The organism is Lacrimispora sphenoides (genome assembly GCF_900105215.1).
GTDB lineage: Bacteria > Bacillota > Clostridia > Lachnospirales > Lachnospiraceae > Lacrimispora > Lacrimispora sphenoides_A.
The window spans coordinates 1140145-1155909 of sequence record NZ_FOIP01000001.1 but is presented as its reverse complement, the minus strand read 5'-3'; the positions used below and the strand labels follow the sequence as shown (position 1 = coordinate 1155909).

Genomic DNA, 15765 nt, shown 5'->3' with positions numbered 1-15765 from the left:
AATGAGGACTATGAGAATGAAAAAAGAATATGTATTTGCAGTTCAGGGGGCCGCGGCAGCTATTGGAGCCTTTTTAAGCGATAAACTGGGAATCTTATACCCGGTGTTGTGCGTTTTAACTCTCATGATGGTGGCTGATAATATATCGGGTATGCTTGCAAGCAAGACGGAGGCCATAGATCACCCGGGGGATCCATCTTATGGGTGGAGTTCAAAGAAGGGGGCAAAAGGCATCATTAAAAAGGTCGGCTATTTATGTGTGATAGCCGTAGCAATGGTAGTAGATTATATCATTGCCACAGTATCTGGAACCGTTGGTTTCGACGTGCCTACAAACGTGTTTTTTGGGCTTCTGGTGGCAGTTTGGTACTTGCTTAATGAGTTGCTGTCTATCATAGAAAACGCTGGTAGAATGGGCGCTCCTGTGCCTGAATGGCTAAGTAAATACATAGCTGTATTAAAAAATAAGATTGATAACACAGAAACACAGAAACAATAGCGAATCACTTTAGGCCTGGGTAATCCCGGGCCTTTTTGAATGGAGGAAAGCAATATGAGAGATATCACATTATGCCACCCTCGTCTGCAGGTGCTGGCTGCCAAGCTGGTAGAAGAATGCAGCAACCAGGGATTAATAATCAAAATAGGCGAGACATATCGCACCGTAGCAGAACAGGACGCATTATACGCACAGGGCAGAACTACACCCGGTAATATCGTGACCAATGCTCCAGGAAGTACATACAGTTCTTATCACCAGTGGGGAACTGCCTTTGATATTTTCAGGAATGATGGACAAGGCGCTTATAATGAAGCAGGTAACTTTTTCGGAAGAGTTGGGGCCATCGGTGTGAGCCTGGGCCTGGAATGGGGAGGAAACTGGAAATCACCAGTTGATAAGCCTCACTTCCAGCTTCCGGATTGGGGAAGCTCCACTTCTGGAATTAAGAAGGTTTATGCTAACCCTGATGTATTTAAAAAGACATGGACTTCGACAGAGATACCAAAAGTAAAGAAATCAGGCTGGCATCAGGAGGATAATGGGTGGAGGTTCTACTTGGGAGATACCGGCCTTCCGGTCCGTAATGATTGGCTAATGGATCAGGATAAATGGTACTGGTTTAATGGTGCCGGAATCATGATTACAAACACGTGGTATCAGTACAAGTGTGAATGGTATTACCTGGGTGCTGATGGAGCCATGGTTAAGGGATTACAAGCTTCTGGTGGCAAGTGGTATTACTTATATAAAGACGGAAAGATGGCAACCGATCCAGTAATACTCACGCCGGGACAGGACGGAGCGTTACAGTATCCCGGACTGGCAGAATAAAAAAACAAGAGCCGTGACTTTTATGGTCACGGTTCTCTATTCTTTTTCATCTGGCACCCACTCCATGAGGTCCCCAGGCTGACAATTGAATTCTTTGCATAGACGATCAATAGATTTTCCATCTAAATTTGTTGTACCGTCTTTGAGCTTTTGGTATGTACTCTGAGATAGCAACTTTGTTTTTTTCATTTTGTACGTATTATATCCTGCATCTTCCAGAAGTTTTAATGCCTTATCATATTTTAACATATTCGTCACCTCTTACCCTGAATCATATCACGTTTTCAAATTCCAATCTACATATAGTAATTGCGTGACAAATTGAACAATAAAGTATCCCGTAATCTAGTGACAATGTCAATTGCTTGTTCCGTTATTGCGTGCTAGAATCTCCTTAGGTTAAGACAAAATAAGGGGGATTCCAATATGAAAATTGACTATACGGACTATTGCAACAGAAATCTTAAAATCGAAACTGACGAAACCAAAATAGAAAAAATGCATACTTTACTGAAAAATGCTTTAATTGAACAAGGAGTTAACGGGAAAATCAGTGCGACCTATTACACAGACGGAAACGTCAAGGTAGAGGTTGACGGAGAGTATTACAATATGTTTAATTCTGTTAAGAACAAGTTTTTTAGCGACTCTGTAGGAGAATATGATAGTTGAGGTATTTCTGCAAATCATTAATTTAAAACGGCGGGTATCCGGAATAATCTGGATCCGCCTTTTTTATTTTCCGGTATTATTTCCTAACCCTTTGTAAGCTGCCAAAAATTGGATGCTCTACCACAATAATACGCATGTATAATCAAAGCAAAAGCACAAAGGGGATATTTTATGGTTGTATGCAGAACACTGGATTACATTGTTAATACCGACTTAAACAGTTTACTTTCTGAAAAATTTAATTATGCTAAAAGTTGCGGTATAGAAATTGAAATTGAATTAACAGAACCAATAGACAACTTGATTATTAAACCTAAAGGATTTTTTAAAATTATGGATAGGCTCCTTGAAGATGCTTTTCAATCAATCAAAGGATCTGATGAAAAGAAGATGCTTTTCTGTATGTTTTATAAAAATGGAGATTTATGGTGCTTAGTAAAATATCATTTTCTGGCAAACGATAATCAACATTTTAGCTTAGAGAAATATAACAAAAAACTGGCTAAAACCATGAAAGGATATCGTACCATTAGCAATATCGAATATGAAGATTCCGTGATAACACGGTTTATTATTATGCTTAAGTAAATAAAAAAAGAGAAAGGGGAGCTTGAACAGGCTCCTTTTTGTTACGCCACGAAAAGTTACTGGCAAAAACCAATTTTCGAGATGATAGTAAAAGCACATCAGAGGGGAGGCATAATATGTTACCAATTTACATTTGTGACGACAATAAAACAGAACTTAAGTTATTCAAGAAAATGGTATTAGAAATAATAAAAGCGGAAGGTCTTAAAGGCATGGGTGTTGTGTGTGCAACTCCTGACCCAATGGAAATACTTGATAAATTGGGTAGAAATATAAGTCCAGCCCTATACTTCTTGGATATCGATTTCGGGCCTGGGGTAATTAACGGTATAGAGGTGGCTGCGCAAATAAGGGAGCACAACCAAAATGCACAAATTGTAATGATTACCGGGTATAATTTTGCATTAGAAACATATAAAAGAAAAATTGGCGTCAAAGATTATATATTAAAAGGCGACATCAAAGACATGACTGAGAGGGTAAAAACATGTTTAATTGATGCACAATGGCCTGTTGCTGAACCCGGGGACGAGGATCGTATTTTCATGACGATTTACAGCAATTACTCAAAATTCACGGTGGATGTAAATGAGATATATTACATAGAAGTCGTAGCAGGCACACAAAAGAAACTAAATATACACAAAAGAAGCGGCACTATGAGTGCATCTACTACATTGAAAGATTTGATAAACCAAGCAAGCAATACTTTTTTCCAATGTCACAAATCCTTTATAATAAATATTAATTACATAAAAGAAATTAATACTAAGCAGCGTGAAGTCATTATGATAAATGGCGTTAGGATTCCGGTGTCTTTGATAAATATCAAAAAGCTGGAAAAGGCAATACAAACGAACGCGAAAAGATAGAACTTTTTACAAAAAACAAAATAGCAGAATTTACGAAAATAAAAATATATGTTTACGCGAAATGCACGAATGTTTATGTCAACGCAATGCAGCACCGTGATATTTAACAAAAACAGACTATTTACTGGAAAAGTATGGAATAACTGCGAATTTTTAGAGTTGATTTATATTTTTTACCAGTTATAATTTAGTTATAAATCACGTGATTAATAACTGTAATAAAAACAATAAGTAACCTTGACAAACCGAACGTGCGTTCGTATAATTAAAGGAGGAATTAACTACCGTGGATAAAATAATATAATATGGATAAGGGGGTTTATTAGTGACATACAAAGGAGGCATAATGGGACGTGAGCAAGACTAACGATGAAGTCATATGTGATTTTTACAGGTATATTATTGAATTACCAGAAAAAGATTATTCTACAATTTGCGAATGTATGAGGGCGGGAGAACCAATACCTGGCTTGACGGATGATATGATACGTAAAGCAGATAAAAAACGAAATGCATTATGTAACGTGCCGTGAATACATAGTTATTATTCGTGTTGCATTTTCGTGTTGCATAGGTGTACAATAGGGCAGCATTTTTTACCAAAGTCTATAAATATTATTATTATAAAATACCGGGAATGCCATGTGTTTACAAGGAATCCCGGTATTATCAGCTATTTGCGATATTTTATTTTTCCAGTTCAAATCTGGTTGTCGCCTCTCTTATAAAAGCCTCAGAAACCTGATATAATAAGGGTTTCTGGGGTTTTTACTTTGTGTTTTTGGTGTTTGCGCTTGTTTGCGTGGGCATTTTTCTTGTTTTTGAGGGTGATTAATCCAGGATTGCCCTCATTTTTGATGCAGTTTCTTCCTGGGAAGTGAAGTTACGGAGATAGTGCTGGGTCATGGTAAGGCTGGTATGCCCCAGGAGTTTCTGAAGCTCCGTGTCTTCCATTCCGTTTTTGTACATGATGGAAGCCGTGGAGAAGCGGAGTTTGTGGGAGGAGCGGTATTCTATATCTAATTCCTTACAGCATTTCTTTAAGCGGCGGTTAAAGGTTACCGTTGCCAGAGGCTGGCCGTTGCGGATGAAGATGTATTCGCTGTCTGGATTTAGAATCTGGATATGTGTCAGGATTTCTTTGGCTTTTGGTGTTAATGGCATGTAACGTTTTCCTTCGCTTGCATGGCCTTTGATATCTTCAACGATTTCATTTTTATCATCTACAAAGCGTTGGATATGTAGAAAATCGCCGGAAATGTCATCCCATCTCAATCCCTTTAATTCACCTATGCGCAGGATTAAATAGAAATCCAGCTTTATTGCCAGTGAGTAAAAATCGTCTCCCAAGTGATTTATAATTTGCAGACGTTCTTCCTCGGTGTATGGGGTAATCCTGGTGTTTTCTGTCTTATAACTGAACTGTTTATAATTGATGTCTCTAAGGCAATTTTGTTCTATAATATCATTTTCCACTGCAAGGTACAGAATCCCATTTATAATGCTTTTTAGGTCATTAAAGCGTTTTCTTGTGATCTGGCGGCCTTTTGTAATGTTCCTGAAATAGATAATCAGATCTTTTGCTGTCAGCTCCTTTAAAGGAATCAAAGTGATATCCTGATACTTCAGTAAAGAATTCCACATAAAACGGTTTTCTTTAATTGTCTTTCTGCTTACGCTTGTCTCCTTTTCTCTCCATTCCATCCATGTTTCAAAGTATGTTTCCATGCTAGCGGCAGTAGCCCCGAAGAACTGATCATACAGTTTGTCGATTAAACCTTCGTAAGTATTGCTGCTTATGGGTTTTCTTTGGATGATAAAATACTTTCGTCCATCATCCGGTCTGGTTTTGATCTTTGTTAAATCATAAACTCTTTTTAACTGCTTTTCCTTTGATTTTGTATTCATGATGATTATGCGTGCCGGTGGAATCATCATAGCACTATGCTATAAAATGCGCAATCTTATTTCTGTGGATTAAATGGTGTCTTCTTTGTAGTGTTTCAAAAGGGCTATGTTAAATTGTTCAAGGATAGGTTAAGTTGGCTTTTTCCTTTATATATAAAAATTTCTAAATATCACAATGATTTTTGGAAAAGCAGCCCCCTTTTTGATTGAGAGATAATAAAATTATATTTGAAACATCATATTTTCTTTTGTCCATATCTTCAAGGATTAATTTTACAGCAAGTATAAGAAAGGAGCCTCTCTTGCACAAATTGTTTATTGAGAGGCATCTAATGATCAGTAGTTCAGGAAAAAGCAATTTATGCACCCAGCGTCATTCTCTTTAGTCAGGATTTTCCCATGATCCATGAGATGACGGAAGAGAATATACACGATTCAGTTAATGCATTCCGTAGCTCTGTTGCCTGGGTAGCTGAAATTGGTTTTGATGGGATTGAAATTCATGGTACCCATGGCTATGTGATCAACGGAAATTTGATGCCGTATACTGATTGAAATACTGAAAGCGGTTTCTCGCCAGATGAAAGGATGGTTTTATTGCGTGTATCTAGCGGGGATTGTGATGACAAAATTTGATAGAATAAAATACAATAATTTTAAATTAGAATGAGATTAGTCAAAAAAACAGTCATAATTCATCAAAATATAATAGCTTTTTAAGATATATTTGATATAATAAGAGAGGTATGAACTGCTTATAATAGCAATAGTATGAATTTTATATTTGGGAATACAGTTCATAAAATTATATTTAAGGGATGGATTACAAAATGGATTTTATACTTAGAAGGATGAATAAACTTATTGAAAATGCTGAGAGAGGTTCTCTTCAAGAATTTACATTAGTTCGTGAACGAATAGAATACTCGCTGATCTTTGTTTTGGCCTATTTATGGAACCAAAGTTTCGAAAACTTACTGATAGATAATAAATCGATGATCATTGAACAATTATATAATCTACAGATTGGACAAATTGTCAATATTATACGTGAATTTGATAAAGAGAGTAAGATTCTTAGTAAAAAAGCGTATAAAGCTATAGATACTTATCCTCGTTTACGTAATCAAAGAGTTGGCCATGGTTTCCCTCATGATGACAAGGCCATTGAAATAGTGAATGACTTTATAGAGTTGTTTGAAAGTATGGCTGAAAATATTGAAATTCTTAGTAAAGATTGGATACTAGTATATGTGAAAAAGCATCATTCAAATATTTATTCAGGAGATAGGTATATGAGCATTGATAGTATACCGGAGAATTGGTCATGTGCTGATGAAGTGTTTCCATTTGAAGTAAACAGACTTTATGCAGTTGACAACAACATGAATTATGTGAAATTATCTCCATTTATTGATATTGAGAATTCCGGTGAAGATAAAGCATTATTTTGTAGCTTAAAGGAAAAATTGACTGGTACTGTTAAATATAATTATCTTTTTAAAACGGGAAGCAAAGAAAAGACATGGGAAGAACTTGCCTCAATTTACTCCGTTGAGGATGATGGATTGTTATTAAGTACTAACGGAACAATAATGAATTCTTTTGAAAAGAATTATATCGAATATATTGACAGTGGAATAAAAAATGCAGATTCTCAGCTTAAAGAGTTTTTGATTAACAATAAGTCCAATGTTAGTGCAACACTTTGGGGGCATGGGGGCATAGGTAAAACCGCATGTGCTCAAAAAATGTGCCTAGAATTATTCCATGATAAGGCACAACAATTTACATACATTATCTTTGTCAGCGCAAAAGATCGTTTATATAATGTTATTACTGGCAAAATTCAAATAATCAATATTGTTGAAGAACAAAGAGTTAAAACGTTTGAAGACGTAATTAAAGCTATTGGGAGACCAATATGTCGCCACTTATCTACTGAAGAATATACTGTTGATAATATTTGCCAACACATTATCAAGAGTGAGTCGAAAATGTTATTTGTTATTGATGATTTGGAAACAATAGAGCGTTCAGAGATTCACCTTTTTGAAAACTTTATAAATAAACTTGATTCTCATTACCATAAGGTATTGTTCACAACCAGAAGCAAAATCTGTATAGGGCAGGAAATATCATTACATGAGCTTGATGAAACTACAAGTATGACGTTTGTCAAATCAATAATTAAAGCTCATTACCCCAATAATATTCGCCAATTTGATGTTGTTTGTAAAGATTCTGCATTCGTTAAGTCATTACATGAAGCAACAGATGGGAGACCTATTTTTTTATTTCAATTTGCACATATTTTTGCTCAAAGTGGACTAGCAAACGACAGTTGGCAGGAAATAAAGAAGACTGATTCTGCAAAAGAATTCTTATTTGGGCGAATATACACATACCTAAGTAAGAAAGCACAAGATTTGTTTTGTGCTATCCCACGTATTATCTCTCCAGAAGAGCTTATATTTAGGAAAGATATTCTATACTTTATTGTTCGGCAGTACGTTGAGGAAAAAGACGCGGAGCAATACTTTGAAGAACTAAGTCTTTTGAAAGTAGTCGAAATCTACGATGGTGGGACTTATAGAGTATACTCTAATGAAATAGTGAAAATGATGTCCGAAGCCTATGAGAACCGTGAAATAGCATATAAAGATACCATTAAAAATAACATCAGAACTATTGGTGATCCTTCTTCAGTCACGACTTCCATATATCAAGCGAGATTTGATGAGGCTAATAAACTTCGACATAAAGGGAATCGTTTGGAAGTTGAAGAAGCATATAGAAGTATTCTGCGTATTAAAGATGCTCCTTATGAAATACGAAAACGATCGCTTATCAATTTAGTAAGTTATGTTTCAATTGAACATTTATCACATCAGAGTGCCATAAAAGCGTTTGAGGACTTCTATAACCAGTTTAAAGACGATACAGACTTATTAAAATTATATGTACAATCACTATGGGCTGAGGGAAAAAAGTTAGAAGCAACAAATTTACTACGGCATCATGTTAATCAAAAAAATTGGAGAAATAAAGAAAACCAGGAGATATATGGATTATATGTAGCATATCAGTCAGATTATTACTTGGAAAAAATAAATACGTTAATTGATCAGATTTCCATAAAAAGTTTTTCCAACAAGGAAGCATCACAAGAATACTATAAACTCAGCAATGAAATAATTGATTTTTTTGAAAATAATAATATGAATCTTATTGATTTTTTGAAAAGAGAAAATTTGCGTAATTTCCAACCTAAGATCAGGCATAATTTTGAAATGGCAATAGTACAAAGTATTAAGATATCTCTGCTATTGAGTAAGTGTAGATTGAAATACAGCAAAGTCGGATATTCGATAACAGAGTACGCATTAGAGGCTGTATCCGCTCACTACCGGCCCGGTATATCTCGACATAAGCAAATTTTTGAAAGCATTTTAGAGAGCATTCAAAAATTCGATATTATCCACACCGCAAAAATTAATGAAGGGGATATATTTAAAGGTGTTGTAATAAGAGTGGAGCCATACGGTGTTTTTGTTAAAATAAACAAAAACATATCTGGATTAGTACATATAAGCAAAATTTCAAATGAATATATAGCCTGCATTTTTATGGAAATAAGCGTCGGAGAGGTACTTCCAAACCTAAAAGTTATCAATATAAGTGACGACGGTAAATATTCTTTCGAAATAAAATAAAATTTGAGTTTCACAGTAGGTTGAATACAAAAATAAGTAAAAGGACTTTCAGAGGGATGTACCATATGAAAGTCCTTTTGCTAAAAAATAATTTTTTTCTGTGGGATTGACATAAGAGTGCTGAGGATTATGAACCAGATGGCATGCATATGGAGGAAATGTACAGAGTCATTGAATTGGTGAAACCTTATATTGACGTACTGGACGTAAGTACAGGCGGAGCGGTGCCAACACCCAGTCTATCAGGTGAAAATTGCCGAGTGGTTAAAACAGAAATCTGGTCTGTCTACGGTTGCCGTTGGTCTGATTACGGACCCGCATCAGGTGGAGGAAATCCTAGGTGGAGAACGGGCGGACCGGGTAGCTTTGGGCCGGGAACTTCTGCGTGATCCTTACTGGGCGCTGCATATGACTCGTGATTTGGGAGTTGAATATCCGTGGCCGGAGCAGTATCTGCGTGGTTTTCAGGCAAGAAAGTGATGGTATGCTTTCAGTTTAAAAGTGAAACAGTGACTTCGTTCCCTTTTTTGACGAGAAATAGCTATAATCCTCAAGAGCTGTCTGTCTTGAAGCGATGAAAAGAGCATTATAAATAAATTATGTGAATGGGAGGTGATTGAGAATGAAACGTGAGTTACATGTCTTTTTTGATTATATCTGTCCTTATTGTCTGGAAGCACATAAATATTTAAAGGAGCTTATCCCGGACTGTCTGGATGTTACCATAGTCTGGCATCCGTGCGAATCGCATCCTAGACCGGATCGGTATGGCCCCCACAGTGATCTGTGCATACAAGGGTATTTCTATGCTGTTGATAAGGGGATTGATATTTTAGAATATCATGAACGAATGTATCAGGCAGCTCAGAAAGAGTATGTTAATATTGAAGATATTGCTGCTCTTTCTGAGTGCGTCAGTGATCTGGTTGATGCTGATGACTTTCGGCTGTCACTCCTGCTGGGAACTTATCGCAGTAAGCTTGACGAGTCTAACAAGCTTGCCTTTGAGAATTCTGGTGTATGGGCTGTCCCTGCATATAGAATGGGCGCTTTAAAGCTTGATGCAATTGAAAATGTGGGTGTTTCCAAAGAACAGATCCGGCATCTTTTAAAGAACCCCAGCATTTGAAATTTTTTCTGTAAATAGGATCTTCTATGATAAAATAATAAATTATAGGAGGCCCGAAAGTATGTATGATTTGCTTATATCATTTCTACTTTTTAGAATGGCAATGCAGTTGGGGAAATTGTAATATTAATGTCAATTATAGAGCTGCCTAAACTTCCATTCAAAATTTTAAGCCTGAATTGTATGGATACAGGTTTGCTATTAGTCTGTCTGATTTCATTATGATAAGTGTATAAAACCTCTATGGAATGGAATTTGAGTCCAGCCGTGGAGGTTTTATATACAAAATTTATATACAGAATGCCGCATAAAGTGGAACGGAAAGCATGTTTTCAGTTTTGCCGAAATTCTTTTCAGAGAAGCGGATGGAATAGCTCGGTTTATATTTTTGAATAAATACGCTGAGACTTTTAGAGTGGATTTTTGTCCTTTTTTTCACTTCTATGCCAATAACCTCGGAATCTTTTTGTAGTATAAAATCAAGTTCAGCACTGTGTTCACTTGCCCAATAGAACAGGGAGTGTCCATTAGAGGCCAACGCTTGTGCTACGTAGTTTTCAGTAACAGAACCCATAAACACGTTTGATTCGCCAGTCAGGATTGTTTGTTGTGGTACACCGGATTTCATGATAAGAAGCCCTACATCACTCATATATAGTTTAAAGGAGGACAAATCTGTATAGACGGCGATAGGACTTGTGCCATGATCAATCTTCTGACACTTTAATACGATGCCTGCTTGTGCCAGCCATTCAATTGATTCACCGAACAGTGTTGCACTGCCGCCGCGCTGAACAACCTTGTATTGAAACTTTTTATTTTCTTTTGCAAGCTGAGCCGGAATGGAATTGAAACAGCTGCGAATTTTAACCGTATCAGCTGTGGTAGCGTATTTTGCCATGTCCGCCAAATAGTTGCTTGCAATTTCGTTTTGTACAGTTGGTACGAGAACCAGCTTTCCGGAATCTGTAAAAGTCTTAACACAGGCAGGCATTCCACCGACAATAAGGTAGTACCTATAAAATTCGATGGCTTTTTGATGGAGTGCCTCTGGCAGGGGAGTCATCAGATCAAAGGCAGAGCGAATTTCCAGTGATAGCCGCTCTTCACCGTTTGCCCAAAGAAATTCTTCAAAATCCAGCGGATAAAGTGTCATGCTCTCTACCTTGCCTACAGGGAAAGAGTAATGCTCCCGATGGATTGCAACTCCAAGCAGGCTTCCTGCCGCTGCAATGTGGTATTCGGGTACCATTTCGCAGAAGTATTTTAATGAGGTCAGTGACCGTTCACAAGACTGGATCTCGTCAAAAATAATGAGAGTTTTGCCCGGTGTGATGACTTCGTTTACAGTTGCTTCCAAGAAGCGAATGAGCCGTTCCGGGGAGATATCATCGGAAAAATAAGAAGCAACGGAAAGGTTCGTTTCGAGGTTAATGTAAACTGTGTTATCAAACTGTGTTTCACCGAATTTGGTCAGTATATAGGTTTTGCCAACCTGTCTGGCTCCATAGAGGAGCAGAGGCATCCGGTTTTCTGTTTTGTTTTTCCATGTAAGGAGCTTTTCTTCAATTTTTCTACGCATGGCATACACCTCTCTATAATAGTATATTACAGTTTTGAAACTTTTATGTCAAGAAAAATAGAGTAATAATAAATTTTTACTGATAAAAAAGTAAAAAAATTTAGCTTTTGGTGAATTGTCTTAGGTCGATCAATGACAGTGAAATTAAGGGCCATTTAGAGGAAATGAAAATGGGTGAGATGGTGGATGATTTGCTGGATTTTGATTCACAGAAGCCACCCTTATATGTGCTTTCGAATAAAAAGCAGATTAACGGTGCCGGATGCATTTTATACGATGGGTGTTTGAAGGATTTCGCTGATTCTCAGAATTCAGATGTTGTTATATTGCCGTCCAGTCTGCATGAAACTATATTGGTTCCTGATGATGGGAACTTGGATTATGGTGAGTTGCAGAAAACGGTTGGCCAGATAAATGAAAGTGAAGTTCCGAAGGAGGATGTGTTGTCGAATAGGATTTATAGGTATTCTCGGCATGATTGTAGTATTAGTCTTATAGAATAAAGTCAGATTCTTTGTATGCTATTAATTGCTCCTATGGTTGAAGACCATAGGGGCAATATGCGGAAGAAATATATTTTTTTTAGAAGAAAATAGTTGGGATATTCTTATTAAAGAGGGTAAAGTATGTTATAATGTTTACAGGTCATTATACGAAATTAGCGATAAGAAAAAAATAGATAGAGCTTATAGAAACTTTTGAATAAAGCACGGAGTATTTGGCAGTAATTAAATAAGGGATGGTTAAATTACTGAATCAGGAGATTGTAGTAGAGTTTGAGATATTGCTATCAGAGTCTAAAATTTTAGAAAGGTTGGGGAAAGGTTGGATACTAATTTTATAAAAAAAGTGGAATTATGCCATCAGGTTATAAGGAAAGCCAGACCGTTTGAAGGGGATATGTTGAAACAGGTACGTGATTTCTTTCGCATTTCTACAACTTGGTCTTCAAACGCTTTAGAAGGAAATACATTGACAATTAGTGAAACAAAGGTGCTTCTTGAAGATGGAATTACAGTTGGAGGTAAATCCCTTAGAGAAGCATTGGAAGCGTATGGACACAGCCACGCTTATGATTACATGTTTTCGCTGATTGATAAGCAAACAATTCAAGAATCAGATATTAAGGAACTTCACCGACTTTTTTACTCTGGCATATCTGAAAGCAAGGCAGGGGTATATAGAACGGTACGTGTCGTTATTACAGGTTCATCTTATTCGGTTTGTGCACCGGACAAGATAGAGCAGGAAATAAAATATTTGTGTGATTGGATAGAAAAAGAGCGAGACAACTATGATCCGGTTACCTTTGCTGCAGAATTACATCGGAGGTTTATATTTATCCATCCATTTGAAGATGGGAACGGGAGGACGGCCAGGCTGCTGATGAATACGGCTTTAATACAAAAGGGGTATTTGCCTTGTGTTATTTCTCCTTATATAAGAAATGACTATATTCAGGCTCTGGAAGGAGCGCACGCAGAGCCGGAGAAATTTATCCGGTTTATTGCAGAGGCGGAGTTGGAGACAGAAAAGGACTTTATCAGGGCGTTGGGGCTTGAGATGCCAGAGTTGAAAAATATTTAAAGGAAATAATTGCGGCGGAGAATACTATGATGCAGTTACCATATTCTGAAAATTTGAGTATTGAGCGTTTAGGAAGATTATTTGATAAGATGAGTGAATCTTATAAGATATTTTGGTTCCAGGCAATTGTGAATAAGGTTATCTCTGGGAAAGAGAGACTGACATATCAAGAATTGATAAATGAAATGATTGCAGATTCCTGGTATATGGTGTCAGAGTATAAATTAAATTTAGGGCCATCTGATACACTGGAAGCTTTGGTACATTATATCCATGAAATCAGCGGTATGAAAACCAGTGAAAAGAAGGTAAATATTCTTAACTATCTGGAACAGTGTAATGATAAGAAGATATTTGAGATGAAGCGGACTTTGACTTATTTTGTTCCTTATCGTTTACAGGCTCCTTTTGTTGAAGCCTTTGCGGGTAGTGAATGGAACCTTTCTAAACCAAATCTTGCATCGAGAATGAATCAGGAAAAAAGATTGATGTATTATTATTCTGATATCTGCGGAATGGGTACTTCTATCTGTGTACGACCGGAATGGTGCACTTATATAAGAAAGAATCAGGAGATTTTAAAGGGATGGATTCAATATAATTTAATTATGTACTTGCAACGGAGGAATCCGAATGTACCGGGAATTTCCAGTAAATTAGAGCCGCCTAAGGATAGGAAGCTAAATAAAGTTATTAAGTATTGGAAGACAATTATGGAGATTACTCCTGTTACTGATATTTATGGAAATAAAGTTTTGACGGGAGAAACACTTTCGATCGATCATTTTATTCCGTGGTCTTATGTAGCCCATGACGAATTTTGGAATCTGCATCCTACCACAAAAAGCATAAATTGTAGCAAGAGTAATAACCTTCCGGATTGGAAAACGTATTTTCCTGCATTAATTGAAAAGGAGTATTTTTCTTATCAGATGATGTGGAAGTACGATGTTGTACATAAGGAATTTTTAAAATGCAGCAGAGAGCATGTGAATAGTGATAATGTAATGACGAAACTGTATAAAGAGAATATATCAAAAAGTGAGTTTCAAGAAAACCTTGAGAATATTCTACTGCCGATATATAATGCAGCTCGAAATGCGGGATTTAAGGATTGGTTTTATAGCAATGCAAAGTAATATAAACGTTAGATATTTTGCTTTCACTTGTTTTACCAAACTGCTTACGCTCCGGCCATGCCGAGATTGTTTATGAAAATATGTTCTGGCATGGAAAAGACTTTGTTGAATTTAATGCTGCTGAGGCCATGTTCGTCATTTTTGAGACTTGTTGTAGCTAATTATCAGAATTGTGGTAACATGGTTGGGTAGTAGCACCTAACTCCTATTGCTATGCAGAAATTGAAGGACTGATCGCCCTACAGATCATCTTCCGGTCTAATGAAAATGTAGTCGTTGTTACCCTAAAAGTGTATATGCAGTTTACCGTCACCAACCGTGATTTTCTTCTACTCGAAGCCTTCGACGAATTGTCTGGAGAGACAATTGGTAAATTTGGCATACTCAGTAGGTTAAGTTTACCAAAAGTTTGCATCTTGGATGCCCCCCACAGTTAAGTTTATCATTCCATTCCTCTACGGAGGGGGATGCTGCGAATCTTTTACCAAGGGGTAACATCAAAATAGGCCACAAAGTCACGCTTGTTTTTATTGAGGAACTTTTTATGTATAAATAAAATATATGTTAGGATCGGCTATATTGGCAATAGAACAAATAAGTATTTTATTAGGGTACAATCGAGCCACCATCAACAGTTGGATTAAAACTGGTAAGTTACAGGCAACTGATTACTAGCAAAAATATCTTATCCCTAAAGAATGTTAATGAGAATCGTGGAACTAAGTCACAAAAGCACCAATGTAAATGCAGTGATAAAAAGCGAATATAATATGAACTTATCTGTAAATTTTAATCAAAATAATATGCAAATAAACTTTTGGATAAGTAGAAAAAATTTATCATAACTTTTTCTTGACATAAATAAATTACGACAGAGAATCGTTTACATACACGATTCTCTGTTGTATATTGTCGATTTTTATGATAAAATACATAGAAAATATTATATTAAGATTAAGAATTTGCAAATTAATGAGGTGTATTAAGATGTCAGTTGATTATAAAAAACTATGGATTTTATTAATTGAAAAGAGTATAACAAAACCTCAATTTCGACAAGTGGCAAACTTGTCTCCTGCTACGTTGACCAAATTAAATAAAAATGAATATGTGTCTCTTGAAATTCTTACAAGAATTTGCAAAGCATTGGATTGTAATATTGGAGATATTTTAGATGTAATAAATTGAATTTTAATGTTCCATATAAGAGAGAATATTATGAAAAGTAGGTAAACAGAA

General features: G+C 36.4%; 16 protein-coding genes. 13 read left to right on the top strand and 3 right to left on the bottom strand.

The features are described from left to right. Nucleotides 1–10: 10 nt before the first annotated feature. Nucleotides 11–499 (top strand): phage holin family protein, encoded by a 489-nt coding sequence (locus BMW45_RS05200; RefSeq protein ID WP_242882916.1) that lies wholly within the window; start codon nucleotides 11–13, stop codon nucleotides 497–499. Between the two features lie 54 nt (nucleotides 500–553). Then, nucleotides 554–1333, top strand: coding sequence for a M15 family metallopeptidase (locus BMW45_RS05195; protein ID WP_092241105.1), 780 nt, complete (start codon nucleotides 554–556; stop codon nucleotides 1331–1333). Between the two features lie 36 nt (nucleotides 1334–1369). On the opposite strand, the gene BMW45_RS05190 is transcribed toward BMW45_RS05195, so the two are convergent. Next, nucleotides 1370–1582, bottom strand: coding sequence for a helix-turn-helix domain-containing protein (locus tag BMW45_RS05190; protein ID WP_092241103.1), 213 nt, complete (start codon nucleotides 1580–1582; stop codon nucleotides 1370–1372). Between the two features lie 177 nt (nucleotides 1583–1759). On the opposite strand from BMW45_RS05190, the gene BMW45_RS05185 reads away from it, so the two are divergent. The 3 genes from BMW45_RS05185 (at nucleotide 1760) to BMW45_RS05175 (ending at nucleotide 3465) form a co-directional block, all read left to right on the top strand. Further along, entirely contained in the window at nucleotides 1760–2005 is a 246-nt protein-coding gene (locus BMW45_RS05185) for a hypothetical protein (RefSeq protein WP_092241101.1), read from the top strand. Between the two features lie 171 nt (nucleotides 2006–2176). Further along, complete coding sequence (locus BMW45_RS05180) at nucleotides 2177–2593, top strand: ATP-binding protein (protein ID WP_092241098.1); 417 nt, start codon at nucleotides 2177–2179, stop codon at nucleotides 2591–2593. 116 nt (nucleotides 2594–2709) lie between these two features. Continuing rightward, nucleotides 2710–3465, top strand: a complete 756-nt coding sequence (locus BMW45_RS05175; protein WP_092241096.1) for a LytR/AlgR family response regulator transcription factor — start codon at nucleotides 2710–2712, stop codon at nucleotides 3463–3465. Nucleotides 3466–4296: 831 nt separating this feature from the next. Here the strand turns inward: BMW45_RS05175 and BMW45_RS05165 are convergent. After that, nucleotides 4297–5373 carry a tyrosine-type recombinase/integrase gene (locus BMW45_RS05165; protein ID WP_166433283.1) on the bottom strand — a complete coding sequence of 359 codons (1077 nt, stop codon included), beginning with the start codon at nucleotides 5371–5373 and terminating at the stop codon, nucleotides 4297–4299. Nucleotides 5374–5772: 399 nt separating this feature from the next. On the opposite strand from BMW45_RS05165, the gene BMW45_RS29070 reads away from it, so the two are divergent. The 4 genes from BMW45_RS29070 to BMW45_RS05145 all read left to right on the top strand — a co-directional run bounded on the left by BMW45_RS29070 (nucleotide 5773) and on the right by BMW45_RS05145 (nucleotide 10218). Next, nucleotides 5773–5928 (top strand): oxidoreductase, encoded by a 156-nt coding sequence (locus BMW45_RS29070; protein WP_092241090.1) that lies wholly within the window; start codon nucleotides 5773–5775, stop codon nucleotides 5926–5928. 275 nt (nucleotides 5929–6203) lie between these two features. After that, complete coding sequence (locus BMW45_RS05155; protein ID WP_166433282.1) at nucleotides 6204–9089, top strand: S1 RNA-binding domain-containing protein; 2886 nt, start codon at nucleotides 6204–6206, stop codon at nucleotides 9087–9089. 246 nt (nucleotides 9090–9335) lie between these two features. Continuing rightward, nucleotides 9336–9569 carry an oxidoreductase gene (locus BMW45_RS05150; protein ID WP_092241086.1) on the top strand — a complete coding sequence of 78 codons (234 nt, stop codon included), beginning with the start codon at nucleotides 9336–9338 and terminating at the stop codon, nucleotides 9567–9569. 142 nt (nucleotides 9570–9711) lie between these two features. Beyond that, nucleotides 9712–10218: a DsbA family protein gene (locus BMW45_RS05145; RefSeq protein WP_092241084.1), complete on the top strand. Its 507-nt coding sequence runs from the start codon at nucleotides 9712–9714 to the stop codon at nucleotides 10216–10218. A 289-nt stretch (nucleotides 10219–10507) separates the two neighbouring features. Here BMW45_RS05145 and BMW45_RS05140 read toward each other — a convergent pair whose 3' ends face one another. After that, a complete protein-coding gene (locus BMW45_RS05140; protein ID WP_242882914.1) occupies nucleotides 10508–11800 on the bottom strand; it encodes an ATP-binding protein in 1293 nt (430 codons plus the stop codon). A gap of 110 nt (nucleotides 11801–11910) precedes the next feature. Here BMW45_RS05140 and BMW45_RS05135 point away from each other — a divergent pair, with 110 nt between their 5' ends. The 4 genes from BMW45_RS05135 to BMW45_RS05120 all read left to right on the top strand — a co-directional run bounded on the left by BMW45_RS05135 (nucleotide 11911) and on the right by BMW45_RS05120 (nucleotide 15714). Further along, nucleotides 11911–12303, top strand: coding sequence for a DUF5688 family protein (locus tag BMW45_RS05135; RefSeq protein WP_278320793.1), 393 nt, complete (start codon nucleotides 11911–11913; stop codon nucleotides 12301–12303). A gap of 469 nt (nucleotides 12304–12772) precedes the next feature. After that, the gene (locus BMW45_RS05130) at nucleotides 12773–13387 is read left to right on the top strand and encodes a Fic family protein (RefSeq protein WP_242882912.1); all 615 of its coding nucleotides are present in this window, start codon (nucleotides 12773–12775) and stop codon (nucleotides 13385–13387) included. A 26-nt stretch (nucleotides 13388–13413) separates the two neighbouring features. Further along, on the top strand, nucleotides 13414–14526 hold the full coding sequence (locus BMW45_RS05125; protein ID WP_330390685.1) for an HNH endonuclease domain-containing protein: 1113 nt from the start codon (nucleotides 13414–13416) through the stop codon (nucleotides 14524–14526). A 987-nt stretch (nucleotides 14527–15513) separates the two neighbouring features. Next, nucleotides 15514–15714: a helix-turn-helix domain-containing protein gene (locus BMW45_RS05120; RefSeq protein ID WP_092241076.1), complete on the top strand. Its 201-nt coding sequence runs from the start codon at nucleotides 15514–15516 to the stop codon at nucleotides 15712–15714. The last annotated feature ends 51 nt before the right edge of the window (nucleotides 15715–15765 follow it).

Bases quoted from the DNA above. Each gene is read 5' to 3' on its own strand.
- BMW45_RS05200 (WP_242882916.1), top strand. From the start codon at position 11: ATGAGAATGAAAAAAGAATATGTATTTGCAGTTCAGGGGGCCGCGGCA.
- BMW45_RS05195 (WP_092241105.1), top strand. From the start codon at position 554: ATGAGAGATATCACATTATGCCACCCTCGTCTGCAGGTGCTGGCTGCC.
- BMW45_RS05190 (WP_092241103.1), bottom strand. From the start codon at position 1,582: ATGTTAAAATATGATAAGGCATTAAAACTTCTGGAAGATGCAGGATAT.
- BMW45_RS05185 (WP_092241101.1), top strand. From the start codon at position 1,760: ATGAAAATTGACTATACGGACTATTGCAACAGAAATCTTAAAATCGAA.
- BMW45_RS05180 (WP_092241098.1), top strand. From the start codon at position 2,177: ATGGTTGTATGCAGAACACTGGATTACATTGTTAATACCGACTTAAAC.
- BMW45_RS05175 (WP_092241096.1), top strand. From the start codon at position 2,710: ATGTTACCAATTTACATTTGTGACGACAATAAAACAGAACTTAAGTTA.
- BMW45_RS05165 (WP_166433283.1), bottom strand. From the start codon at position 5,373: ATGAATACAAAATCAAAGGAAAAGCAGTTAAAAAGAGTTTATGATTTA.
- BMW45_RS29070 (WP_092241090.1), top strand. From the start codon at position 5,773: ATGATCCATGAGATGACGGAAGAGAATATACACGATTCAGTTAATGCA.
- BMW45_RS05155 (WP_166433282.1), top strand. From the start codon at position 6,204: ATGGATTTTATACTTAGAAGGATGAATAAACTTATTGAAAATGCTGAG.
- BMW45_RS05145 (WP_092241084.1), top strand. From the start codon at position 9,712: ATGAAACGTGAGTTACATGTCTTTTTTGATTATATCTGTCCTTATTGT.
- BMW45_RS05140 (WP_242882914.1), bottom strand. From the start codon at position 11,800: ATGCGTAGAAAAATTGAAGAAAAGCTCCTTACATGGAAAAACAAAACA.
- BMW45_RS05125 (WP_330390685.1), top strand. From the start codon at position 13,414: ATGATGCAGTTACCATATTCTGAAAATTTGAGTATTGAGCGTTTAGGA.
- BMW45_RS05120 (WP_092241076.1), top strand. From the start codon at position 15,514: ATGTCAGTTGATTATAAAAAACTATGGATTTTATTAATTGAAAAGAGT.